We start from the raw sequence: 22,989 nt of genomic DNA on the forward strand, positions 1-22,989 counted from the left end.
TCCCTACTTTCGGCGCATGGAGCGCGCGGCAGGGGCCTCATTGCGCAGCATTGACTCCGGCGGACCGTACAGGCCCTCACGGCGGGCGATACGCGTGGTTCTTTGCGCGGTCACCGGGCTGGTGATCATGGCGAAAAGAACAAGCAGCACCAGGATGCCCAGGTCGCCGCGCTCGGCCACGCTGAAGCTCTCCGAACCTGTCACCTTGATGATGGCACCCAAAATCGTGAAGATGAGCCCGGTGGTTTGGGGTTTGGCAATGGCGTGCACGCGCGCCATCGTGTCCTTAAAACGCGCCACTCCAATCGCGGCCGCCAAGGTGAGTATCGAGCCAAGGAGGATGAGGATGATGGAGAGGATATCGGCAACTACTGCGTAACTCATGAGTCCCTCTTCCTAAAGCGAGTAACGGAGACCGTCGAAATGAACCCGAGGAGCGCCACGACCAACATCGCGTTGGAGACCGTCGTGTCCAGCGTCCAACAGATATAGGTGGCCAGGGCGCATTGGAACATGGCCACGAGCCCGTCCATGGCGATGAGCCGGTCAAGCGAGTTGGGCCCGATGACGATGCGCCACGTGGTGATGAGGAAGGCCACCACGAGGAAGCCCGCGGCCACGGTGAGTAGGATGTTATACACGTCAGTATCCATCAGGGGTGGCTCCTTTCGAAGATGGCAATCATATCGGCCTCCAGCTTGCGCACCGCCGCGATCTCACGCTCTAGGTGGGCTTCAGAATCGGCGTCGAGTAGGTGGATGGTGAGCATGCGATTCGCAATGTCGATATCAGACACGGTGCCGCCCGGCTGCAGGTTGTACAGGCTGACCGCCAGCGCCAGAACGAACTCATTCTCCAAGCGCATCGGGAGCCTGACAATCGCCGTCTTGGGCACCTCCTGCGGGCGCACCGCCAGCCAGCCCACCTTGATAGAAGCTTCCATCAGCTCCACAAACCACTGCACCATGAAGATGAAGAGTTTGCCCCAGCTCACCGATATCCCCGCCACGGGCATCGCCGGCAGCGGTAGCGCGAAGACGATGAACAGGCTGGCCAGCAGACCGCCCACCAGGTTCGCCACGGTGACTTCGCCCATGAGCATGCACCACATGACGATGATCCACACCATGAACCACGGGCGGAAGCGGTGCTTAACTCCGGAAAATCTCATCGGGACACCTCCTTTTCTTCCTTATCCACGGAGGTGGGCAATGCGGGCGTGGCGCTTGGCGACGTCCTCGTTGTCGGCGCCACCGGCTCCGGATCCGGGAGGGGCTCGCTGCGGTTCTTCCGCGAATCGGCGCCCTCCTCGTAGCGTTCGGCGGGGTCCAAGTGCCGCGTTGGGTCCTCGGCGGAATCCCCCAGCACGGCGTAGCGGTAGATGGAGTCATCCTGTGCGGACGTCGCCGCGCGGGTGGTGACCCCGGAGATGGGGCCGGCGAGGAAGGTCATCGACACTGAAGCAATGACGAGCAGGGACGTGGAGGCCAGCATGCCGAAGGGCACGCGGCCGACATCGGCGCGCTCCTCCAATTCGACGTACTCGGTGACCTCCCCGAGCGGGGAGGGCCGCGCCATGGCGAGGTTGCCTTCGGGGGCATCCCTGCGGTCACGCAGGAAGCCCTTGGTCCACACGAGGATCATGACGTAGAGGGTCAACAGCGAGGTGAGGACCGCGCCGCCGATGAGCACCCACGACATCCAGGAACCCTCGTTCGCGCCGGCCTGGATCAACATGATCTTGCCCAGGAAGCCGGAGAAGGGCGGGATGCCGCCCAGGTTCATGGCCGGGATGAAGTACAAAATGGCGATGAGCGGTGCGGAATAAATCAGCGAGCCCAAGCGCCGCAGCGAGGATGTGCCGGCTTGGCGCTCGATGAGGCCTACCACCAGGAAGAGAGCGGTCTGCACCAGAATGTGGTGCACGGCGTAGAAGATGGCGCCCGACAAACCTTGCGCGGTGCCGAGGGCAACGCCGAAGACCATGTAGCCGATGTGGCTGACCAGGGTGAAGGACAGCAAGCGCTTGATATCCGATTGCGCGATGGCGCCCAAGATACCCACGAGCATCGTGGCCAGTGCGACCCACATGAGCAGGCCATCGAGGCCGCCGCCGGTGAAGATGGAGGTACGCGCGCGGATGATGGCGTAGACACCGACCTTGGTAAGCAGGCCCGCGAAGACCGCGGTGACGAGCGAGGGCGCGGTGGGGTAGGAGTCCGGCAACCAGGCATCGAGCGGGAAGATGGCTGCCTTGATGCCGAAGGCGATGAGCAACACGGAGAAGACCGCGGAGCGGGTACCGGCCGGGATGTCCTCCATCCGGAGGCCGATCTGGGCCATGTTCATCGTGCCCACCGCGGCGTACACATAGGCCAAGGCCAGCACAAAGATGAGCGAGGAAGCCATGGAGACCATGACGTAGCCCACGCCCGCCCGCACACGTGCGGGCGATGCGCCGAGGGTCAGCAGCACGTAGGAAGACACGAGGAAGATCTCGAAGCCTACGTAGAGGTTGAACAAGTCACCGGCCAGGAAGGACACGTTCACGCCCATGGTCAGCAACATGTAATTAGGCAGGAATACCGCCACCGGTTCGTCCTTGGTGCCATCGCGCACGCCCTGTGAGATGGCGTACCACATGACGGAGAACAGGACGACGGAGGAGGTAAAGAGCATGACCGTGGACAAACGGTCCGCCACGAGCGTGATGCCCACCGGGGCGTCCCAGCCGCCCACCTGGAGGGTCTGGATGCCGGTGGTATCCGCGATGAAGATCAGGGCGGCGTTGACCGCGGCCAGCGTGAGGAGGGAGAAGAAGGCGATGCGGCGCTGCGCATGAGCATTGCGCGCAAAGAGCATCGCCAGCGCGGCCGCCAGGGCGGGGATGATGATCGGAAGGGGGATCAGAAAGCTGACGTAGGGCAGCAGCAGGTTCACCAGGGGTGAGATAGTTTCACTCATCGGTGGCCTCCTTCACGGGAGCCTCGAAGAACTCGGGGCCAAACTTATCGCCTTCCTTCGTGGTGCGGCCGGTGGTCGGATCATTGGAGGCGTCGTGGTCGGGGGCGGCCGAGGCATTGCCCGGGCGCGAGGCAATCGCCGCGATGGCGGTGTCCTCGGTGTCATCCTCAATCACGTCCGCGGTGCGGTAGCGGTATTGGCGGTAGGCCAACGTGAGGATGAAGCCGGTCAGCGCCATTGAAATGACGATCGCGGTGAGGATCATCGCCTGGGCCAGCGGATCGGCGATTTCTTCGCCATAAGGCAGGGAGGTCCGGCCGTCGATAGGCGGCGAGCCCGCCTTGCCGCCGGCCATGAGCACGAAGAGGTTCGCGCCATTGCCCAGCAACAAGATGCCGAGCAGCATCTTGGTCATCGCGCGGTCCAGCAACAAGTAGGCCCCGGCGCCGCAGAGCACGCCCGCAGCGAGCAGGAGCATGAGGTTGGCATCCATTAGGCGTGTCCTTTCTCTGTGGTGGCAGCTTTTTCTTTCTCTTTTTCTTTCTCTTTTTCTTTCGTGCGGCGTGCCAAGGAGCGAGCGCGGTCGCGGGCGCGTTGCTTACGCATCTCTTCTTCCTCATCGAGCTTGGCGCCCAAGGAGGACAGGACGTAGAGTGTGAGGCCGACGACGATGAGGTAGACGCCGGCGTCGAAAATCAGCGCCGAAGGCAGGGACACATCACCGATGAGTGGCACGCCGACCTTCGTGTACCCGGTGGTCAGCGGCGGGTAGCCCAAGAGCATCGGGGTGATGACTGCGCTGAGGGAGAGCAGCAGGCCGACCGCCATGGTGCGGCCGCCGTCGAGAGGCAGCGCCTCATCGAGCTCCGCGCGCCCGCCGGCCAGGTAGCGCAGAATCAGCGCCAAGGCCGCCACGAGGCCGCCGGCAAAACCGCCGCCGGGGGCGTTGTGGCCGCCGAAGAAGAAGTAGAGGGAGAGCACCATCATCGAGGGGAAGAGGATGCGGGTGCTCACGTCCACCATGAGCGAGCGGTTGAGCGCCTTCTCCGATTCCACACCCGCGGCCAGCCAGCGGCGGCCGGTGACCTGCAAAGTCGGGCGGCGGGAGGAGCGGGTGAAGCTCTGCGTGCGGTAGATCAGTGAGGCGATTCCCGTCGCCGCGATGATGAGCACCGTGATTTCGCCGAAGGTATCCCACGCGCGCAGGTCCACGAGCAAGACGTTGACCGTGTTGGCGCCGTGGCCGATCTCCTTGGCCAATTCCGGCATGTACTGCGAGATGGGTTCCTCGCGCCGGGCGTTGATGGCGAACATGCCCACCACGGTGACGGCCAGGCCCACGCCCACCGCCAGCCACGCGCGCAGGCGGCCGGATTTGGGGTCCTGCTTCCACTCGGTATTCGCCGGCATGCGGCGCAGCACGAGCATGAAGAGCACCATGATGATGGTCTCCACGAGGAGCTGCGTCAGCGCCAAGTCCGGCGCGCCGTGAAGCGCAAAGATGAAGGACAAGGCGTAGCCCGTCGCGCCGACCAGGATGACGCCGGAGAGGCGGTTATCCAGCACCGTGGCGGCGATGGCGGCGATGATGATGACCACCGCGGCGATGGCCTGCCAGGGGTTCTCGGCCACGATCATGTGCACGTTGGTGAGGTCGCCGCGGATGAGCATGACGATGGGCAGCACCATGAGCGTGGCAAAGATGACCGTGAGGTTGAACTGCAGCGAACCGCGCTGCGTGGAGGCGGTGATGCGCAGGGAGAGTTGGCGCAGGGCGTTGATGACGGCGTCGTAGGAGTCATCGGCCGAGCCCAAGGCCGGGTAGGTGAACTGGGCCTTCGCGAGGGCCTGGCGCTGCCAGTGCAGGAGAGAACCGGCCACGATGATGAGCACGGAGAGCAGCAACGGGATGGTAAAGCCATGCCACAGCGCTAGTTCGGAGGCCTGCTCCGCGCCAAAGGTGTTGTCCAGGTGCTGCGCGATGCCGTGGGACAAGGGCAGCGGCAGCAGACCAAAGAAGATGGTCAGCAGAGTCAGCACCGTCGGCGGGATCCACAGGAAGGGGCCGATGTGGTGCATATTCGCTACTGCCTCAGAGGGCTCCTCCTGCCCCTTCGAGGAGAACGCACCCCAGAGGAAGCGCAGCGCATAGGCCATGGTCAGCGCGGAGCCGACGACGACCGTCACGAGCAGCATGTTGCGCGGCATGCCGACCAAGAGCTCCTCGTGCATAATCGCCTCGAGCGTGGCCTCCTTGGACACAAAACCCAGCAGCGGCGGGATACCGGCCATCGACATCGCGGGGAGGATGGCCAGGATGTACAGCGCGGGTTTCTTCTTGCCCAGGCCTGCCAGCTTGTCGATGTCCCTCGTGCCCGCCGAGTGGTCAATGGCGCCGACGATCATGAAGAGCGCTGCTTTGAAGAGGGAGTGCGCAAAGGTCAGCGCCAGGCCTGCCTGCATGGCCTCGCGGGAGCCGATGGCGATGATGGCGGTGATAAAACCCAGCTGCGAGACGGTGCCGTAGGCCAGAACCAACTTCAGGTCACGCTGCTTGAGCGCCATCCAACCACCGAGCAGCATGGTGAACGCACCCAAGGGGATGACCACGAGGTGCCAGGTAGGGATGTCATGCACCGAGGGTGCTAGGCGTGCGACGAGGTAGATGCCGGCCTTCACCATTGCTGCGGAGTGTAGGTAGGCAGAGACCGGGGTCGGCGCGGCCATGGCGCCTGGCAGCCAAAAGTGGGCGGGGGCGATGGCGGATTTGGAGAGCGCACCGCAGAGAATCAGCACGATGGCCACGGTGAGGAAAGGCGTGTTGGCCAGGTCCTCGGTGGCGGCGATATCGCTGAAGGACCACGCGCCGGTCTGGCGGCCGAGGAGGGTAATGCCCACGAGCATGGCCAGGCCGCCAAGGACGGTGACCATGAGTGCCTGCTGCGCTGAGCGCCGGGATGAGGCGCGCTCGCCGTAATAGCTCACGAGGAGGAAGGAGAGCAAGGAGGTGATTTCCCAGAAGACGTAGAGCAGCAGGAAATTATCGGAAATGACCAGGCCATACATGGCCGTGGCAAAGCCCACCATCTGGCTGCCGAAGAGGGCCAGGCGGCGCCGGGAGTGGTCGAAATAACCCCAGCAATACAGCAGGACCAGCGCGCCCACGCCCAAAATGATGAGGCTGAACAGCGCCGAAAGCGCGTCCATGCGCAGATTGATCGTTAGGTGCGCGGCGGGCATCCAGTTGAGGTCGTATGCCAGCTGGTTGCCGTCGCGCAGCGTTCCGGTGGTGAGCTGTTGGAGCACCCAGAAGAATCCCACCGCGGGCACGACGGCAAGGAGGCCGAAGGCGCGGCGGCCGAGATAGAAAAGGAGGAATGGAGCGGCGATGGTAGCAAGTACCAAGGCGCTGAAGAGAGTGAGCACGAGGTTGCGGTGGCGTCCTTTCCTTGTCGGGGACTGGGCAAAACCCACCGCAGCGGCGGGCGTTCACTAGTGCTCACGATACAGTCTGAAATCCCAATTTTCACATTTTCGTTTCATACAGTTATATCTGTGTCTCCTGTTGGCGTTCCGCCACGTCGCCAAGCGGCCAACTGAAAAGAAGACGATCCCTGCCCAGTGGATTGCGCGGTCGGGCAGGGATCGTTTCGCCTAAGCGAAACGCTGGAGGAAGAGCGCCTCAGCGATCGCAATCTTCTCAATCTCAGTCGGGTCGACCGACTCGTTAGCGGAGTGGATGGTGCACTGCGGCTCCTCGACACCAAAGAGCGCAATCTCTGCGTTCGGGTGCTTCTCCTGCAGCTCCACGGTCAGCGGGATGGAGCCGCCCATGCCCTGGGTGATGGTCTCGGAACCGTAGGCCTCGCCCAGGCACTCACCGAGCAGGGCGACGGCGGGCTTGGACGGATCGGTTTCGAAGCCCAGGTTGGCCTCGAGGATGGTGACCTCGATGTGCGCGCCCCACGGAATGTGCTTCTTCAGGTGCTCGGCCACTGCTTCCGCGGTGGAGCGGGGGTCCATGGTGGCGGGGGTGCGCAGGTTGATGTTGGCTTCGGCGGTAGCGGGCACGGCGTTGACCGCCTCGGAGACCGGGGTGGAGGTAAAGCCGGTCACGGTCACGGCGGGGCGGGCCCAGATCATGTCAGCGATGGCGGTGGCGCCTTTCGGATCCTTCGCGCCCATGATCTCGGTGCCCTCGAGCATTTGGGCGTCGGCGCGGAAGTCCTCCTCGCGGTAGGCGGTGTCCTGCCCCTCGGCCAGCGGCCAGGTGCCCTCACAATCGACGCCGTCGATAGTCGTGCGGCCGTACTCATCCGTCAGGGAATCCAGTGCACGCATGAGGGCCTTGACGGCGTCGGGAGCCGCGCCGCCGAACTGTCCGGAGTGCACTGCCGAGTTGAGGGTGGAGACCTTGACGTTGATCTGGGAGCCGCCGCGCAGGGAGGTGGTCAAAGTCGGCACGCCTGCCTTGGCGTTGCCGGCGTCGGCGATGAGGATGGCGTCGGCGGCGAAGAGCTCCGGGCGCTCCTCGATGAGCGCGGACAGGCCCTCGCCGCCGCGTTCCTCAGAGCCCTCGATGAGCACGGTGAGGTTGAGATCGGTTCCACCCTGAGCGTCGAGCGCGCGCAGCGCGGCGAGGTGCATGGCCACGTTGCCCTTGCAGTCCGCGGCGCCGCGGCCGTACCAGCGGCCCTCGCGCTCAGTCAGGGTGAAAGGATCGGAGTCCCACGCGTCGGGGTTTCCGGCAGGAACCACGTCGTAGTGCGAGTACAGCAGCACCGTCTTCGCGCCCTCCTTGCCGGGGCGCTTGGCGACGATCGCCGTGGAACCATCAGCGGTGGTGATGGCTTCGGGGGTGAAGTTGGCGTCGACAAGCGCGGCCTGAACCCACTCGGCAGCCTTCGCGGGCTGGTCCTCGAGGCCCGGCTCGTTGTGGACAGAATTGAAGGAGACGAGCTCCTTGAGTTGCTGGAAAATGGTATCGCGGTCGTTGCTGACAAACTCAGAAATGTTGCTCATGCCCTCCAACCTACTCGCATCCTCGAATCGGCCTGCCGAGCGTTAGGTAGTAATATATTCATGGTTCTAGTCCAAATTCTTTTAGAAAGGACCTGACATGGCGACTACCACCGCCGAAGGTTCCCAGTCCACGGTCCGCGAGCTTACGCTCCGGGGCATCATCATTGGTGGGCTCATCACTCTCATTTTTACCGCCGCCAACGTGTATCTGGGCCTCAAAGTGGGTCTGACGTTTGCCACGTCCATTCCTGCCGCCGTGATTTCCATGGCGGTGCTGCGCCGCTTCGCCGGGCACAACGTCAAAGAGAACAACATTGTGCAAACCATCGCGTCGGCAGCCGGCACTTTGTCCGCCATCATCTTCGTGCTCCCCGGCCTGGTCATGGTGGGCTACTGGCAGGGCTTCTCCTTCGTCGATACCGCCGCTGTCTGCGCCATCGGTGGTGTGCTCGGCGTGATGTACTCCATCCCGCTGCGCCGTGCGCTGGTGACGGGCTCCGATCTGCCCTACCCGGAGGGCGTGGCCGCGGCTGAGGTTCTCAAGGTGGGCGATAGCTCCGGCGAGGACGGCGAGGCCGCGCACGAGGAAAACGCGAAGGGCCTGCGTGTCATCGTCTTCGGTGGCATCCTTTCCGCCGTCATGGCTTTGCTTGCTGCGATGAAGGCTGCAGCCTCTGAGGTGGCCACTTATTTCAAGCTGGGCTCGGGTGCGACGACGCTTGGCACCTCGCTGTCCCTGGCGTTGGTCGGTGTGGGCCACCTCGTGGGCTTGGCGGTGGGTATCGCCATGCTCGTCGGCGTGGTCATTTCCTACCTCATCCTGCTGCCCATTCTCACCGGTGGGGAGGCACTGAGTGATCCGGCCACGATCATGGACACCGTCGACACGGTCTTCTCCGACAGGATCCGCTTCATCGGCGTGGGCACCATGGCCATCGCCGCCATTTGGACGCTGATTAAGATTTCCGGTCCGATTGTCAAGGGCATGGCTGAGTCCTTCGCTTCCTCCCGTAACCGCAAGGACGGCCACCAGGTGGCGGTGGAGGAGCGCGATATTCCGGCACCGTATGTCGTTGGCACCATCCTTCTACTCATGGTTCCGATTGGACTGCTGCTGTGGAACTTCGTGCGCGGCACCGACATCCATGAGCACATGGGCGTGCTCATCACCGTGTCCGTGCTCTTCACTCTGCTTGTGGGCCTCGTTATCGCGTCGGTCTGCGGCTACATGGCTGGCCTTATTGGTGCGTCCAACTCGCCGATCTCATCTATCGGCATCATCGCGGTCATCGCCGCCGCATTGCTGATTGCCGCCGTGACGCGCGGTACGGAAGCGGAGCCGCTCTCGCTGGTGGCCTACACGCTGTTTACCGCGGCCATCGTCTTCGGTATCGCGACCATTTCCAATGACAACTTGCAGGACCTCAAGACCGGTCAGCTGGTTGGCGCGACGCCGTGGAAGCAGCAGGTAGCGCTCATCATCGGTGTCCTCTTCGGCTCCATGGTGATTCCACCGATTCTGCAGGTCATGCTCACCGGCTTTGGTTTCCAGGGCATGGAAGGTGCTGGCGAGGATGCGCTGGCTGCACCGCAGGCCGCGCTGATGTCCTCGGTGGCATCCGGTATTTTTGATAACTCGCTGCCGTGGGATCTCATCGGCCTGGGCGCGGCGATCGGCGCCGTCATCATCATCGTCGACGAGTGCCTGCGTCACTTCACCGACAAGTACTCCCTGTCCCCGCTGGCGGTGGGCATGGGCATGTACCTGCCAGCGGCCATCACGATTGTGGTGCCGATTGGCGCCATCTTGGGTGCCTTCTACAACCGCTGGGCGGCGCGCCAGTCCAAGCCGGACTTTGCTAAGCGCATGGGCACGCTGCTGGCCACCGGCCTCATCGTCGGTGAGTCCCTCTTCGGCGTGGTCAACGCTGGCATTATCGCGGCGTCGGGCGGCGAGTCCCCGCTGGAGATCTTCGAGGGCGGAACCGCTGCCAAGATCGTCGGCGTCATCCTCTTCGTCGGCGGCATTGCTGCGGCGTACAAGTGGACGGCGAAGAAGGCCGAGGCTTAAGCGGAGCTAGGACTTCGGTTTAATGGACGGTTCGATTTAGTGGGCGGTTCGTATTAACGGGCGGTGCTGTTGCACCGCCCGTTCGCTTATAGCGTTCGTGTTGAACCTTGCAGTCGCTAGGTCTGAGTGCCAGAATGGTCGCTAGCACTTCCACATGGCAAGTGCCAGAAATAAACAGAGTCATCTATGTGGTTGGGGCTGGAGAACACTCGCCAGCCGTGCCGTCGCGGGCGTCCGTCATAGATCAGACGTGAGTGTCGTCCTCAACAAAGCTTAAGGAGCACAAACACATGGCAAAGATCATTGCCTTCGATGAAGAGGCACGTCGCGGCCTCGAGCGTGGTCTCAACACGCTTGCCGACGCCGTCAAGGTCACCCTCGGCCCTAAGGGCCGCAACGTCGTCCTGGAGAAGTCCTGGGGTGCCCCGACCATTACTAACGACGGTGTCTCCATCGCGCGCGAGATCGAGCTCGAGGACCCGTACGAGAAGATCGGCGCAGAGCTGGTCAAGGAAGTAGCCAAGAAGACTGACGACGTCGCCGGTGACGGCACCACCACCGCTACCGTCCTGGCACAGGCTCTTGTGCGTGAGGGCCTGCGCAACGTGGCCGCTGGTTCCAACCCGATGGGCATCAAGCGCGGCATCGAGGCCGCTACCAAGAAGGTTGTTGACTCCCTGCTCTCCTCTGCGAAGGAAGTAGAGACGCAGGAAGAGATTGCTACCACCGCAGGTATCTCCGCTGCTGACCCGGCCATCGGCGAGAAGATCGCTGAGGCTATGTACACCGTGGGCAACGGCTCCGTGAACAAGGACTCCGTCATCACCGTTGAGGAGTCCAACACCTTCGGCGTTGACTTGGAAGTCACCGAAGGCATGCGCTTCGACAAGGGCTACATCTCTGGCTACTTCGCTACCGACATGGAGCGCCAGGAGGCTGTCCTCGAGGACCCGTACATCCTGCTGGTTTCCTCCAAGATTTCCAACATCAAGGACCTCGTCCCGCTGCTGGAGAAGGTCATGCAGACCGGCAAGCCGCTGCTGATTATCGCTGAAGATGTTGAGGGCGAGGCCCTGTCCACCCTCGTGGTCAACAAGATCCGCGGCACCTTCAAGTCTGTTGCTGTGAAGGCTCCGGGCTTCGGTGACCGCCGCAAGGCCACCCTGCAGGACATGGCTATCCTCACCGGAGGCCAGGTCATTTCCGAGGAGGTCGGCCTCTCCCTGGAGACCACCGAGCTCGAGTACCTCGGCCAGGCCCGCAAGGTTGTCGTGACCAAGGATGAGACCACCATCGTTCAGGGTGCTGGTTCCCAGGAGCAGATCGACGGCCGCATCAAGCAGATCCGCGCCGAGATTGAGAACTCCGACTCCGATTACGACCGTGAGAAGCTGCAGGAGCGCCTAGCCAAGCTGGCCGGCGGCGTGGCAGTCCTCAAGGTTGGCGCTGCTACCGAGGTGGAGCTCAAGGAGCGCAAGCACCGCATCGAGGATGCCGTGCGTAACGCTAAGGCTGCTGTTGAGGAGGGCATCGTCGCCGGTGGCGGCGTGGCTCTGCTGCAGGCAGCCGAGGTTCTGGATTCCCTTTCCGACCTCACTGGTGATGAGGCAACCGGTGTCAAGATCGTCCGCGAGGCGCTGTCTGCTCCGCTGAAGCAGATTGCTCAGAACGCTGGTCTGGAGCCGGGCGTTGTCGCTGACAAGGTCGCCTCCCTGCCGGCTGGCCAGGGCCTCAACGCCGCATCTGGCGAGTATGTGGACTTGATGGCCGCGGGCATCAATGACCCAGTTAAGGTCACTCGTTCCGCGCTGCAGAACGCTGCGTCCATCGCAGCCCTGTTCCTGACCACCGAGGCGGTTGTGGCTGATAAGCCGGAGCCGGCTGGTGCAGGCGCTGGCATGCCGGACGCTGACGCAATGGGCGGCATGGGCTTCTAGTCCGCTCCTTCCCCGGGCTGAGGCGTCTTGCGGCCTCAGCTACTAGCAAAATAGATGCTCCCCACGGTTGACCGTGGGGAGCTTTCTTCGTCTTGAGACCCTTTTGTATCCTATTGCTCCCCCGGATAGGGGTAATACGCGATGTTGCCGCGAGAAAAATGTGGCGAAATTACTCCGTAAATCGGGCCTATGAATCGCAATTTTAGGGGCTCGCGTTACGTTTCGACGAAGATTTTTTGAGGCAGGACACCCGCCGCCGTTCATTTACGCAGATAGGCGCATTGTTGCTGGCTAGGTTAACAAATGGTGAATAAATAACCTGAAAAGTGAATCTGATTTTCGAAGCGCTGTGCTCGAAAAGTCACCCACGAATCCACTTGCAATGTTTCAGTGGTGTGCCAAAATAGTTTCGTGTGACGCCCGCTGAGGGTGTCTGCAAACTGCAAACCCCTCCGGGCAATTTCTCTACCCGGACTTCACAAGAGGAGACCATAATGGATCTTTCTTTCATCGGTGACCAGCTCGGTAACTTCGCTGACTTCGCTGACGGCATCAAGAAGCTCTTCGGCGGCTTCGCTAGCGTCTTTGACCTCATCTCCGGCGCTGCCACCACGGAAAACTACCCGGTTAAGCCGGATACCTCCGTTCTCGAGGGCCTGTCCTCCAAGAAGTAAACTAGCTTCCCTTTAGGGCAGCACTAAACACACACTTTCAATCCCAAGGAGATTTCAAATGGGTACCCTTTCTTCCACCGGCATCATCGGCCTCCTGCTCAACATTTTCTACGGTCTGGGCACCATGGCTGACGGCGCTTCCAAGCTGATCGGCCTGCTCTAAGCACCACGCTGCTTACGCAGAACTAAAGCGTTAACCCCGCTGTCCCACTTGAGGGCAGCGGGGTTTCCCGTATCAAGAACCCACCGCCACCGCGGGGCGGGTGCAGATCGATCAAATAAGCCCCCAGATCCTCGAATTCTGGGGGCACTATTTGTTAGAAACGTACATTCTGGGCGGCGGCTGCCGCCCGTCGGGCATTATGGGGGTAAATTGAGCGGCTCCAAATCGTTTTATCGAGCCAGATGCCTGCTTCCTAGATAGAATTAATGGTATGGCTGACATTAAAGACGACGAACTCCCCGAGATCGACCTTGCGCAGACCGACGGCTACGTCGTCGATGACTCCGATGAGGACGATCCCTCGCTCATCATGCCGGATGGCTCACCGGTTGAAACCTGGCGCGAGAACTACCCGTACGAGGAGCGCATGACGCGTGACGAGTACGAGTCCATTAAGCGCTCCCTGCAAATTGAGCTGCTGAAGTGGCAGAACTGGACCAAGGAAACCGGCCAGCGCCACATCATTCTCTTCGAAGGCCGCGACGCCGCTGGTAAGGGCGGCACCATCAAGCGCTTCAACGAGCACCTCAACCCGCGTGGTGCCCGCACCGTGGCACTCGAGAAGCCCTCCCCGCGCGAGTCCACCTCATGGTATTTCCAGCGCTACATTGAGCACTTCCCGTGTGGCGGCGAAATCGTCTTCTTCGACCGCTCCTGGTACAACCGCTCCGGCGTGGAGCGCGTCATGGGCTTCTGCACGGAGTCCCAGCATGCAGAGTTCCTGCGTGAGGTGCCGATGCTGGAGAACATGATTCTTGGCTCGGGCATTTCGCTGACCAAGCTGTGGTTCTCCGTGACCCGCAAGGAACAGCGCACTCGCTTCGCCATCCGCCAGATTGACCCGGTCCGCCAGTGGAAGCTGTCACCCATGGACCTGGCCTCCCTGGATAAGTGGGATGACTACACCCGCGCGAAGGAAGAGCAGTTCCGCTACACGGATACCGAAGAATCCCCGTGGATCACCATTAAGTCCAACGATAAGAAGCGCGCCCGCATCAACGCTATGCGCTACGTGCTCTCGAAGTTTGAATACACCAACAAGGACCACGAGGTCGTTGGTCAGGTGGATGACAAGATCGTGAAGCGCGGACGCGACCAGATCGGTGACTAGTCACGGCACCCCGACCGCTTATTAGCGAGTCAGGCATAAAATGGAGGCGGCAGGAAAACCTGCCGCCTCCTTTCTGTTTATCTATTTCTTCCAGGGCTCAATCGGGTTGCCCTGCCAAACGGAATTGCTCGGGACCTGATCGCCGCGCATCACCAGGGAGCCGGGGCCCACCGTCGCCACGCTGCCAATGACTGAGGCGGGCAGCGCCACCGAGTGCGAACCCAAGGTTGCACCGGCCTTGATAGTCACGGTGTCTAAGCTCATCACGCGGTCCTGGAAGAGGTGCGTTTGCACCACGGTGCCCGGGCCGACGGATGCGCCGTCGCCCACGATGCAGAGATCGGTCTCCGGGAACCAGTAGGAGTCGATCCACGCACCGCGGCCAATCCTGACGCCCAGCGCGCGCAGGCCCAGGTTGATCTCACCCATGCCATAGGTGTGGCTAAAGAACCACGGCGCAGCAACCGCCTCAACGAAGGTATCTTGCAGCTCGTTGAGCCACACGAAGGCAGACCACAGCGGGTGGTCGCCGGCGGTCTGCGTGCCCACGCAGATCCACTTCGCGGCTACTGTGACCGTCATCGCGATAGCGCCCGCCACCATGAGGATGAGGCCGCCGAGGGCCCAGGCGGCGGCGACGCCGAGGGCGTCGGCAAGCGCGTAGAGCGATGCCAGGGTCCCCGCCAGCAGCATGGCCGAGGTCATCGGCGCCAACAGGCGCATGGTCTCAATCGCACCGCGTGCGGCCTTGACCCCAAAGCCCGGGGAGTAGGTGAGGGACTCGCCCTGCACGCCCTCCACGTGGGCCTCGACGCGGCGCATGCGCTCCGGTGGGGAGCCCCACCAGTTGGCACCGGACTTAGTCTTCTTCGGCGTCGACGAGAGAACGGCAACCAGCGAGTTCTTCGACAGCTTGCGGCCCGGACCCGTGATGCCGGAGTTACCCACGAAGGAGCGCTTGCCCACCTTGGTCTCACCCGTGAGCATCCAACCGCCGCCGAGCTCGTAGCCGCCGATCATGGTGTCATCCGCCAGGAAGGCGCCGTCTTTGACCTCGGTGAGTTTGGGCACCATGACGGCCGTGGAAATCTCCACGTCCTTGCCAATCGTCGCACCCAGCGAACGCAGCCACGCCGGGGTGAGCTGCGAGGCATAGATGGGGAAGAGCTGAGTGCGAGCTTCATCCATGAGCCTCTCGATGGTCCACAAGCGCCAACCTTTGGCGGAGCGCACCGGTGCAACACCGGGCGTGATGCCAATCGAAAGGAGGCGCACGCCCAGCCAGGTTTGCAGCATATAGGTAGCAAATGCCACCAGGGCGCCGAGCGGTGCGAAGAAGATGGAGCCGACGAAGGCGGAGCCATCGGTCAGCGCGATGAGGCTAACGACGACAGCCGCGCCGACCGCCAGCGCCACAATGGGCTGCACGGCTAGCAGGACGGACGTGAAGTCATACACAGGAACCCATAGGGGACGGCGCTTCGGGGCATGGGACGGGAAGCGGTGCTTGGAGCGGCCCACCTTCTTGGCGGGGGAGCCGGACCAGCGCTGGCCGTCCTTGACCTTCTTGCGCCCCGTCACGGTGGAGCCGGCCTCTACGTGGGCGTACTTGCCCACGACGGTGCCCGGCAGCAGCGTGGAGCGCGCACCCACGCGCGCGCCTTCCTTGACCTCGATGGCACCGACGCGGAGGATGTCGCCGTCCAGCCAGTAGCCGGTGAGGTCCACTTCCGGTTCGATAGCGGCGTGCTTGCCCAAGGTCAGCAGGCCGGTGACGGGTGGCAATGAGTGAAGGTCCACGCCGCGGCCAATCTTCACGCCCAAGGCGCGGGCATAGTTATTGACGCGGGTAGCGCCCGCCAGGGAGCTGGCGCCTATGGCATTAACCCAGCGCTCAGCGGCCCAAATGCGCAGGTGCGTGGAACCGCCGCGCGGGTACTCGCCAGGCGTGATGCCGGCGGTGATAAGCCGCGCGCCGTAACCACCCAGTGGGATGCGCCCAACCGGGGTGACGAAGACGACGAGCAGGATGGCCACCAGCCACCACGGGGTGGTCATGGCCCAGTCCACGCCCAGCAGGTTCGCCACGTTGGAGCCCAAGAGCAACCAAGCCAGCCAGCTCGTGGCGGCCATGGTCATCACCGGGATCTGGATGAGCGTTTGCGCGATGCGCGTACCGGCGCGCACGGGCGCTACCTCGCGGGCGGGGCCGGAGTCCTCGACGGATTCGGCGTCGGCAAGCTGCTCCGCGAGCGAGCCCAGGCGAGGGTGGTCGTAGAGGTCACGCACGGCCACGGTGGGGAAGCGCTCGCGGATGCGGCCGACCAGGGTCGCCGCGGCCAGCGAGGTGCCGCCGAGGGAGAAGAAGTCGGCGTTGACGTCCTCGACGGACACGCCCAGGGTGTCCACCCACAGCTCCGCCAACCACTGCTCGGTGGGGTTGAGGCCGGATGCCTCCACACCCACGCCGGGCAGTGGCCACGGCAGGGCCTTCTTATCCACCTTGCCGGAGGTGCGAATCGGCAGCTCATCCATGACACAAATGCGGGGGACGAGCGCTGCCGGCATGGATTCCGCGAGACGGACGTGCGCCGCCTCGTGGTCGAATCCTGCATCCGGGTCATCCAGGGAGACGTAACCGACGAGCACGGACTCGCCGCCCGGTGTCTTCTGCACGGCCACGGCGGAGTTATACACGTTGGGAAGGGCCGCCACGTTGGCCTCCACCTCACCGAGCTCGATGCGGCGGCCGCCAATCTTCACCTGATCATCAACGCGGCCCACGAAGTACAGGCCGTCCTCTTCAAGACGCACGTGGTCACCTGTGCGGTAGGCGCGCTCCCAGCCCAGGGACTCCAGCGGCGCGTACTTCTCCGCGTCCTTGACCGGGTCCAGGTAGGCGGCCAGGCCCACGCCACCGATGACGAGCTCGCCCACCTCACCGGTGTTCACGGGGACGCCGTGCTTGTCGACGACCACCAGGTCCCAGCCCTTCAACGGCAGCCCGATCGACACGGGCTGGCCCGGCAGCATGCGTTGCGCGCAGGCTACGACGGTGGCCTCGGTGGGGCCGTAGGTATTCCACATCTCGCGGTCCTCGGTGGCTAAGCGGTCCACCAGCTCCTGGGAGCAGGCTTCGCCGCCGACGATGAGGAGGCGGATATTATCCAGGGCCTCGGCGGGCCACAGGCCAGCCAGGGTTGGCACGGTGGAGACCACCGTGATGTCACGGCGAATGAGCCAGGGGCCTAGGTCCATGCCGGAGCGCACTAGGGAGCGCGGGGCCGGGACCAGGCAAGCACCGTGGCCCCAGGCCAGCCACATTTCCTCGCAGGAGGCGTCGAAAGCTACGGAGAGTCCCGCGAGAACGCGGTCGTCCGGGCCGAGCGGGCCATGCGGGTTATCCGCCAGGAAGAGGGCTGCCTCGGCGTCAACGAAGGCGGCCGCGGAACGGTGGCTCACCGCCACGCCCTTGGGCTTGCCCGTAGAACCGGAGGTAAAGATGATCCACGCGGTGTCTTCTGGACGCGGTTCGTCGAAGGGGGTGGTGTCGCCTTCGCCGCTACGGGAGGCTGATGTTTCCCGGAGCATGCGGAAGCCCTCGTCGGTGAAGACACCGTCGATGTCGGCCTCGCCGAAGACCATCTCGGCGCGTTCATCGGGGTCGTCGGCGTCGACGGGCACGTAGGCCGCGCCGGCGGCGAGCGTGGACAGGATGGCCAGGTAGAGCTCGCGCTTGCCGGAGGTCATGCGGATGCCGATGCGGTCTCCGCGCCGCACACCGCTGGCGTGGAGCTCGGTGGCCCAGGCGGAGACGTCGGCAAGCAGCTCGGCGTAGGTCAGGATCTCACCGTCATCCAGGGCGGCAGCCTCGGGGTAGTTCTCTGCTGTGGTGCGCACGACGTCCCACAGGGTGCGCGCCGGTGCGGCCTCGGAACCTAGGAGGTAGTGCGCGGGAACCTCGGGCATTGCTGGGGTCTCGGGCTCGTCCGCCTGGAGGGCGTGGCGGCCTCCGGTACTAGGAAGATTATCGGGCTCCGTCATTTAGGCATCACTGCTTTCTGCATCACCGGGCGCGTCGGCCGCGATGATGGCGGTGGCCAGCTTGCGCAGGTGCTTGAGCTGCTTGTTGGTGGACTCGTCGAGGGCCTCGTCCTCCGCCTTCGCCACCAAGACCGCAAGCTCCTTGTGGGCCTTGGTGCCTTTCTTGGTGGAGGCAATGATTTGGCGGCGGCGGTCCTTGGAGTCACGCTCACGCTTGACCCAATGGCGGGACTCCAGTGAATCGAGGAGGCGCACCATGTCGGAGGCGTCGATGGCCAGGGTTTCCGACAGGGCGGACTGGGAGGACGCGGTCTCTGCAACGAGGCAGGTGAGCACCCAGTATTCGCGCAAGGTAGTCCGCTGTGTTTGCAGCGCGGCCTCGACGCCTTCGCGGGTGCGGCGGCGGAGGCGCTCCAGCTGGAAGGAGGGGGACTCCAGGAGTGCGGTAGGGATGGAAACAGAATTCAATGAAGGCATGCCGATGATTCTAACGCGCCTACGGTGGCATGCCTAAATTATGGGTTGTGGCCCACTAGTTTCAGGCTGAGGCTAGCTTCTGCACGATGAGTGTGTTGAGAGAAACGCCTTCCCGTTCTGCTTCGATGGTCAGGTCTCGGTGAAGTGACTGAGGTATGCGGAGGTTGAACTTCCCCGAGTAGCTTCGCTGTCCGAATGGTTCTGGGATGTGTTCATTGTTGCGTTGCATATCTTCTAGAGTTTCTTCGACGACGCTGCGCAACTCGGCTTCTGCGGTGGTCGCAGTAGCATCCAGCCATGACAGGGAAGGGAACTCTAGGACTGTGGCAACGAACTCGCCATCTTCTTCTGACCAAGCGGTTTGATAGGTGTACTTGTCTGCGAGGTTCATGATCTGCTCCTAGAAATAGAAGTCACATACAAGTTGCAGCTCTGAGAAGCGGACGTTTGTCCGTGAGGCCCGCATCTTTGTGAGGATCTTTTCTATCTTGGAAACCACACCTGTATGGTACCGCAAATGGTACCACTAGTGGTTTGGGTAAACCATAGGGCAGCCTTGGGCCTTCCAACCATCCGTTCCACCCTCGACGTTGATGACGTCCCAGCCCTTGGTGTGCTCCAAGTACTGGCAGACCTGCATGCTGCGCCCGCCTAGGTGGCAGATGACGTAGATGTCTTGGTCCGGGTCAATCTCGTCGATGCGATCAACTAGTTCGCCCATCGGGATGTGCGTGGCGCTCTGGGCGTGCTCGGTGTTCCACTCGTGGTCCTCGCGGACGTCGATAAGCTGGGCGTTCTCAGGTACTTCCTGTGGCGTTACGTTTCTCATGCCCCATACCCTAGTCAGGTATAGGGCCTAGTGCTGTTACTCCACTCGCCGCGTCCAGGGAAGGGCTTCAAACTCTGCGCGGTCCCCGTTCACAAACCGTTCAAGGAGGGACAAGGCTTCGTCGATGTCCTCAAGGAGCATCTGGAAGTTTTCTTCCTCACCGTTGTTGTGGCCCCATTCGACGAGGTAGCGTGCCGCTCCTGTTTCTGAGGGTTGCACGCGGTCGACCTGGCAGTAGTCGCCCGGGACTATTCGGTCAAAGGCCGCTACCCACGCTCCCACTTCGGGGAAGCCGTCCTGGCGAACTGCCTCGAGAAGGTCATCGTTGAAAAGATACGCAGCTGAGCCGAAGACCGTGGCGTTGACCATGAAGCGCTCTTCCTCAGGGATATCTGAGGACGACTTCTGATCTTGCCAATTCACTTTGTCCACCAACTGCGCCGGGGAGTAGGTGAATTCAACCATCAAATCCAGAGCAAGGGGCAGTGGGATGGATGGGATTTCGTGTAGGTTCCCGTCGGGGGTGACAAGGTCAAGCGAAACGTTGTCGCCTGTATAGGTTGTTTCCAAGGTATAACGCTCTTGGAAGTCCACCTGACTCCCGGATCGAACCTCAAGCCTCCATCCTGTGAAGAGGCGAAGCCCCGCTTCGAGTACGGAGGAGGATGTAGCCACCTCCCAGGTGTTCACATACAACTTATCCGCGAGTAGCTTCAACTGGCAGCTCTCAGCCCCCGGAAGCGGCTTGCCCGACGGGTTGTACAGTGCCAGGGAATCGTCGACAACAAGCGAAATGCCATGATCCTGCGCCAGATGAGTAAGCCTCTCTATCGTGACCGACCTGACGTCGGCAGGGATGAGCAGCCGAGTGAGTGCTTGTGCCTCCACGTGCTCCTCGGCGAGGAGGATTTCGCTTCCGAGCTTTGAGTTAATCCTCTCAATATATTTCTGCATCCGAGGGCTGGGCTCGCCATTATGGTCAGCACGGATGCGGTGCATCATGCATACTGATGCTTCTGTCCACTGCTCCTCGCGCTCCGGAAGCTCCATTGCGGTGACCGTGGTGTACGGTGCCGGATCCGAAGATGAAGAGTCCGGGAAGACCGTGGAAATCATCTCGCCGTTGCCGTCCAAATAGTGCTCCGCCACTGCGATGACTTCGTCTGCGATGTCGAAGGTCTGCACATTGTCGGTGCCGAGGTTATCGTAAACCTTCGCGGTCCACTGTCCTTGAGCATTGCGGCCGTAGGCCAGGGAAAACGTTGGCCATTTGTGTAGGTGGACCATCACGCCTGCGGGGAGCTCCTTCACTGCGTCCAGCCGGCGCCAGGGTGTTTCGTGGCGGACTGAAGCATCCAGGATTGGCTTAGATTCACGTTGAGGCAACGGTTCCCACGCAAGTTCTTCGATCAACGGGTTGTGGTCGCTGAAAGAAAGCAGAATCTCTCGTGCTTCTTCATAAGTATCGACAGTGAGCGTGCGGAATACCGGTTCAGTGGCCTCTGGAGGGAGGCTGGACCATATCAGTTCGAACTGCCCGCTTGCGCGCAGGTACATGGATATTTCGAGGCCGTAGCTTCGTTCTTCCGAGCCATAGTTGGCTACCTGAATCCACGTCTGTTCGGACACCGGCAGGCGCAGGGCGTCCTCAAAGGCGCGATCAAGCATAGGTCTGCTGACCTGTCGCCACATAGTTCCCATGCAGTTCCTGATTGAGGAAAGGCCATTGCTGCTCGTGGGGATTCCAGTCGCATTAAAGAGGATGTCCGTGGTTCCAATGAAGACAGTCAAGCCGTGGTAATACGCCAGCAAAGCTAGCTTTTCTTGGAGCTCTAAATCGCTCGAATCCATCGTGACCGTGACGGCCGAATGCGCGGGCACGTCCTGTCCGAAGAGTTTGGAGAGTGCGGCCGATGCTTCTTCCATTTCTGGATCCGGCTTCCGGAAGGAGTCCAGCCCTTCCGTCTGAATTAACTCCAGAAAATAGTCATGGTCAGCAATCTTTTCTCGGTTAAAGCGCACGATGTTGAGCTGCACGTCCATTAAGCGGGGTCCTTCCAGAGTGGGTTGGGTAAGGGCACGGACAAGCTTATGCGTCTTGCGTCACAGTTTCCTTGGGATCCTGTGGATGGTCTCTGTCAGGGCGCTCGTGTGGACGGTGGGCGGGCGCGGGCTTTAGCGGTGCGCTGAGAGGTACTCCAGAATGGCTTTCACGCGGCGGTTGTCCTCGCTGGGGTCCAGCCGCAACTTGGTGAAGATATTGGAAACGTGCTTGGCCACCGCGGCGGAAGACAAGACGAGCTCGGCGGCGATGTCCTTGTTGGACTTGCCGCGCGACATTAATTCGAGAACCTCGCGCTCGCGTGGAGTGAGCTCGCCCAAGCCGCTGCGCCCGGAGCGCATTAACGCCTGCGCCACGGTGGGATCGATGACGGTGCCGCCCTGGGCCACCACGTCCAGGCTGGAGAGAAAGTCCCGCACCTCGGAGACGCGGTCCTTCAGCAGGTAGCCGGTGCCGGCATCGGGGGAGTCGAAGAGTTCCACCGCATATGCGGGAGCTACATACTGGGAGAGCACCATGACGGGTAAGCCCGGGTATGCATTTCTCAAGTTCACGGCGGCTTTCAAGCCATCATCGCCCATGCCCGGTGGCATGCGCACGTCCGTGATGACGATGTCCGGAAGCTCATCACGCAGCTTATCCACCACGGCCTCCAACGCCGGGGCGGAATCCGCCTGGCCCACAATCTGATGCCCGCGGCGCTCCAGAAGGCCAGCTAAACCTTCGCGCAAAATGGCGGAGTCATCCGCCACGACGATTCTCAAACTCATTTCTTACACTCCTGACTGTCCGCGATCGAGAAGAAGAGGAATCGAGCACGCCAGCCTCGTCGGCCCGCCCGGGGGAGAGGATAGCGTCATCTCCCCACCGAAAGCGGCGAGGCGCTCGGCCATCCCGGCCAGCCCATGGCCTTGTACCACCTGCGCACCACCTGGCCCCTCATCTACCACAGTGATCTTTAAGGAGGCATCCGCGGTCACTAAAACGGAGACCGGCGCGCCGGGCGCGTGCTTCGCTGCGTTGGTTAAAGCTTCAGTGCCGAAGAAGTAGCCGCAGGCCAGCACGGAAGCGGAGAGCTTAGGAAGAGGATGCGGGGCGAAGACGCTGACGTGGGGGCCGTGGGAGGAGGAGACGTCGGCAAGCGCGGCCACCAGGCCGTGATCCTGCAGTACCTGTGGGTGGATACCGTGCACCGTGGCACGCAGGGAATTCAAGCCGCGGTCCACGTCCTGCTTGGCCGCGGTGAGGAGCTCGGCGAGGTCAGCGGGGGCGTCGAGAAGAGCCTCCCCCAACTTCATGCTCGCGGCCACGAGGTATTGCTGCGCGCCGTCGTGCAAGTCACGCTCGATGCGGGCGCGCTCCACCTCATAGGCATCCGCGATGGCGCGGCGCGAGGCCGTGAGCTGCGCAATCTTCTCCGCTTGCTGCTGCTCATGGTTGGTGGGCTGGGGCTTTCTTCGGAACACAGGCCCAGCATAGTGGTCCGCCCCTGCGGCAGGGGTAGTGCTGGCACTACCTTAAAGAGCAACGCTAGGGCTGTTCTTTAAGCGGGCCTGAGACGGTGAAATGAGAGAC

Annotated in this window: 18 protein-coding genes; 4 read left to right on the forward strand and 14 right to left on the reverse strand. The window is 62.4% G+C overall.

The features are described 5' to 3' along the window. Positions 1–3: 3 nt before the first annotated feature. From HMPREF2792_RS06800 to HMPREF2792_RS06830, 7 genes are all read right to left on the reverse strand, one after another. Complete coding sequence (locus HMPREF2792_RS06800) at positions 4–384, reverse strand: monovalent cation/H(+) antiporter subunit G (protein ID WP_070522648.1); 381 nt, start codon at positions 382–384, stop codon at positions 4–6. Continuing rightward, positions 381–653 carry a monovalent cation/H+ antiporter complex subunit F gene (locus HMPREF2792_RS06805; protein ID WP_010188770.1) on the reverse strand — a complete coding sequence of 91 codons (273 nt, stop codon included), beginning with the start codon at positions 651–653 and terminating at the stop codon, positions 381–383. The genes HMPREF2792_RS06800 and HMPREF2792_RS06805 overlap by 4 nt, the downstream gene beginning before the upstream one ends. Next, on the reverse strand, positions 653–1,171 hold the full coding sequence (locus HMPREF2792_RS06810) for a Na+/H+ antiporter subunit E (protein WP_070532191.1): 519 nt from the start codon (positions 1,169–1,171) through the stop codon (positions 653–655). The genes HMPREF2792_RS06805 and HMPREF2792_RS06810 overlap by 1 nt, the downstream gene beginning before the upstream one ends. Continuing rightward, positions 1,168–2,964, reverse strand: a complete 1,797-nt coding sequence (locus HMPREF2792_RS06815) for a Na+/H+ antiporter subunit D (protein WP_070532193.1) — start codon at positions 2,962–2,964, stop codon at positions 1,168–1,170. The genes HMPREF2792_RS06810 and HMPREF2792_RS06815 overlap by 4 nt, the downstream gene beginning before the upstream one ends. Then, complete coding sequence (locus HMPREF2792_RS06820; RefSeq protein ID WP_070532196.1) at positions 2,957–3,457, reverse strand: Na(+)/H(+) antiporter subunit C; 501 nt, start codon at positions 3,455–3,457, stop codon at positions 2,957–2,959. Before HMPREF2792_RS06820 ends, HMPREF2792_RS06815 begins: the two co-directional genes overlap by 8 nt. Then, positions 3,457–6,390: a Na+/H+ antiporter subunit A gene (locus tag HMPREF2792_RS06825; protein ID WP_070532199.1), complete on the reverse strand. Its 2,934-nt coding sequence runs from the start codon at positions 6,388–6,390 to the stop codon at positions 3,457–3,459. Before HMPREF2792_RS06825 ends, HMPREF2792_RS06820 begins: the two co-directional genes overlap by 1 nt. A 228-nt stretch (positions 6,391–6,618) precedes the next feature. Next, positions 6,619–7,986: a dipeptidase gene (locus tag HMPREF2792_RS06830; RefSeq protein ID WP_070532203.1), complete on the reverse strand. Its 1,368-nt coding sequence runs from the start codon at positions 7,984–7,986 to the stop codon at positions 6,619–6,621. Positions 7,987–8,083: 97 nt separating this feature from the next. Between HMPREF2792_RS06830 and HMPREF2792_RS06835 the strand changes: the two genes are divergently transcribed. The 4 genes from HMPREF2792_RS06835 to ppk2 all read left to right on the forward strand — a co-directional run bounded on the left by HMPREF2792_RS06835 (position 8,084) and on the right by ppk2 (position 14,002). Continuing rightward, positions 8,084–10,057, forward strand: a complete 1,974-nt coding sequence (locus HMPREF2792_RS06835) for an OPT family oligopeptide transporter (protein ID WP_070532206.1) — start codon at positions 8,084–8,086, stop codon at positions 10,055–10,057. Between the two features lie 290 nt (positions 10,058–10,347). After that, positions 10,348–11,994 carry a chaperonin GroEL gene (gene groL / locus HMPREF2792_RS06840; RefSeq protein ID WP_070522669.1) on the forward strand — a complete coding sequence of 549 codons (1,647 nt, stop codon included), beginning with the start codon at positions 10,348–10,350 and terminating at the stop codon, positions 11,992–11,994. 494 nt (positions 11,995–12,488) lie between these two features. After that, positions 12,489–12,668: a PorH family porin gene (locus tag HMPREF2792_RS06845; protein WP_070532208.1), complete on the forward strand. Its 180-nt coding sequence runs from the start codon at positions 12,489–12,491 to the stop codon at positions 12,666–12,668. A 434-nt stretch (positions 12,669–13,102) separates the two neighbouring features. After that, entirely contained in the window at positions 13,103–14,002 is a 900-nt protein-coding gene (gene ppk2 / locus HMPREF2792_RS06850; RefSeq protein ID WP_070522677.1) for a polyphosphate kinase 2, read from the forward strand. A gap of 81 nt (positions 14,003–14,083) precedes the next feature. Here the strand turns inward: ppk2 and HMPREF2792_RS06855 are convergent, their stop codons facing one another. The 7 genes from HMPREF2792_RS06855 to HMPREF2792_RS06885 all read right to left on the reverse strand — a co-directional run bounded on the left by HMPREF2792_RS06855 (position 14,084) and on the right by HMPREF2792_RS06885 (position 22,880). Beyond that, on the reverse strand, positions 14,084–18,046 hold the full coding sequence (locus HMPREF2792_RS06855) for a Pls/PosA family non-ribosomal peptide synthetase (RefSeq protein ID WP_070532210.1): 3,963 nt from the start codon (positions 18,044–18,046) through the stop codon (positions 14,084–14,086). Continuing rightward, positions 18,047–18,523: a MarR family winged helix-turn-helix transcriptional regulator gene (locus tag HMPREF2792_RS06860; protein ID WP_070522684.1), complete on the reverse strand. Its 477-nt coding sequence runs from the start codon at positions 18,521–18,523 to the stop codon at positions 18,047–18,049. Between the two features lie 61 nt (positions 18,524–18,584). Next, a complete protein-coding gene (locus HMPREF2792_RS06865; protein ID WP_070522687.1) occupies positions 18,585–18,914 on the reverse strand; it encodes a type II toxin-antitoxin system HicB family antitoxin in 330 nt (109 codons plus the stop codon). 135 nt (positions 18,915–19,049) lie between these two features. Further along, the gene (locus HMPREF2792_RS06870) at positions 19,050–19,352 is read right to left on the reverse strand and encodes a rhodanese-like domain-containing protein (protein ID WP_070532213.1); all 303 of its coding nucleotides are present in this window, start codon (positions 19,350–19,352) and stop codon (positions 19,050–19,052) included. A gap of 36 nt (positions 19,353–19,388) precedes the next feature. Continuing rightward, positions 19,389–21,395: a hypothetical protein gene (locus tag HMPREF2792_RS06875; RefSeq protein ID WP_070532215.1), complete on the reverse strand. Its 2,007-nt coding sequence runs from the start codon at positions 21,393–21,395 to the stop codon at positions 19,389–19,391. Between the two features lie 132 nt (positions 21,396–21,527). Continuing rightward, a complete protein-coding gene (locus HMPREF2792_RS06880) occupies positions 21,528–22,184 on the reverse strand; it encodes a LuxR C-terminal-related transcriptional regulator (RefSeq protein ID WP_070532217.1) in 657 nt (218 codons plus the stop codon). 3 nt (positions 22,185–22,187) lie between these two features. Beyond that, complete coding sequence (locus HMPREF2792_RS06885; RefSeq protein ID WP_070532220.1) at positions 22,188–22,880, reverse strand: sensor histidine kinase; 693 nt, start codon at positions 22,878–22,880, stop codon at positions 22,188–22,190. Positions 22,881–22,989: the final 109 nt, after the last annotated feature.

Origin of the sequence: Corynebacterium sp. HMSC068H04, assembly GCF_001811255.1 — a bacterium.
Lineage (GTDB): Bacteria > Actinomycetota > Actinomycetes > Mycobacteriales > Mycobacteriaceae > Corynebacterium > Corynebacterium hesseae.

Bases quoted from the DNA above. Each gene is read 5' to 3' on its own strand.
- HMPREF2792_RS06835 (WP_070532206.1), top strand. From the start codon at position 8,084: ATGGCGACTACCACCGCCGAAGGTTCCCAGTCCACGGTCCGCGAGCTT.
- HMPREF2792_RS06860 (WP_070522684.1), bottom strand. From the start codon at position 18,523: ATGCCTTCATTGAATTCTGTTTCCATCCCTACCGCACTCCTGGAGTCC.
- groL (WP_070522669.1), top strand. From the start codon at position 10,348: ATGGCAAAGATCATTGCCTTCGATGAAGAGGCACGTCGCGGCCTCGAG.
- HMPREF2792_RS06865 (WP_070522687.1), bottom strand. From the start codon at position 18,914: ATGAACCTCGCAGACAAGTACACCTATCAAACCGCTTGGTCAGAAGAA.
- HMPREF2792_RS06810 (WP_070532191.1), bottom strand. From the start codon at position 1,171: ATGAGATTTTCCGGAGTTAAGCACCGCTTCCGCCCGTGGTTCATGGTG.
- HMPREF2792_RS06880 (WP_070532217.1), bottom strand. From the start codon at position 22,184: ATGAGTTTGAGAATCGTCGTGGCGGATGACTCCGCCATTTTGCGCGAA.
- ppk2 (WP_070522677.1), top strand. From the start codon at position 13,103: ATGGCTGACATTAAAGACGACGAACTCCCCGAGATCGACCTTGCGCAG.
- HMPREF2792_RS06875 (WP_070532215.1), bottom strand. From the start codon at position 21,395: ATGGACGTGCAGCTCAACATCGTGCGCTTTAACCGAGAAAAGATTGCT.
- HMPREF2792_RS06870 (WP_070532213.1), bottom strand. From the start codon at position 19,352: ATGAGAAACGTAACGCCACAGGAAGTACCTGAGAACGCCCAGCTTATC.
- HMPREF2792_RS06800 (WP_070522648.1), bottom strand. From the start codon at position 384: ATGAGTTACGCAGTAGTTGCCGATATCCTCTCCATCATCCTCATCCTC.
- HMPREF2792_RS06815 (WP_070532193.1), bottom strand. From the start codon at position 2,964: ATGAGTGAAACTATCTCACCCCTGGTGAACCTGCTGCTGCCCTACGTC.
- HMPREF2792_RS06805 (WP_010188770.1), bottom strand. From the start codon at position 653: ATGGATACTGACGTGTATAACATCCTACTCACCGTGGCCGCGGGCTTC.
- HMPREF2792_RS06830 (WP_070532203.1), bottom strand. From the start codon at position 7,986: ATGAGCAACATTTCTGAGTTTGTCAGCAACGACCGCGATACCATTTTC.
- HMPREF2792_RS06845 (WP_070532208.1), top strand. From the start codon at position 12,489: ATGGATCTTTCTTTCATCGGTGACCAGCTCGGTAACTTCGCTGACTTC.
- HMPREF2792_RS06820 (WP_070532196.1), bottom strand. From the start codon at position 3,457: ATGGATGCCAACCTCATGCTCCTGCTCGCTGCGGGCGTGCTCTGCGGC.
- HMPREF2792_RS06855 (WP_070532210.1), bottom strand. From the start codon at position 18,046: ATGACGGAGCCCGATAATCTTCCTAGTACCGGAGGCCGCCACGCCCTC.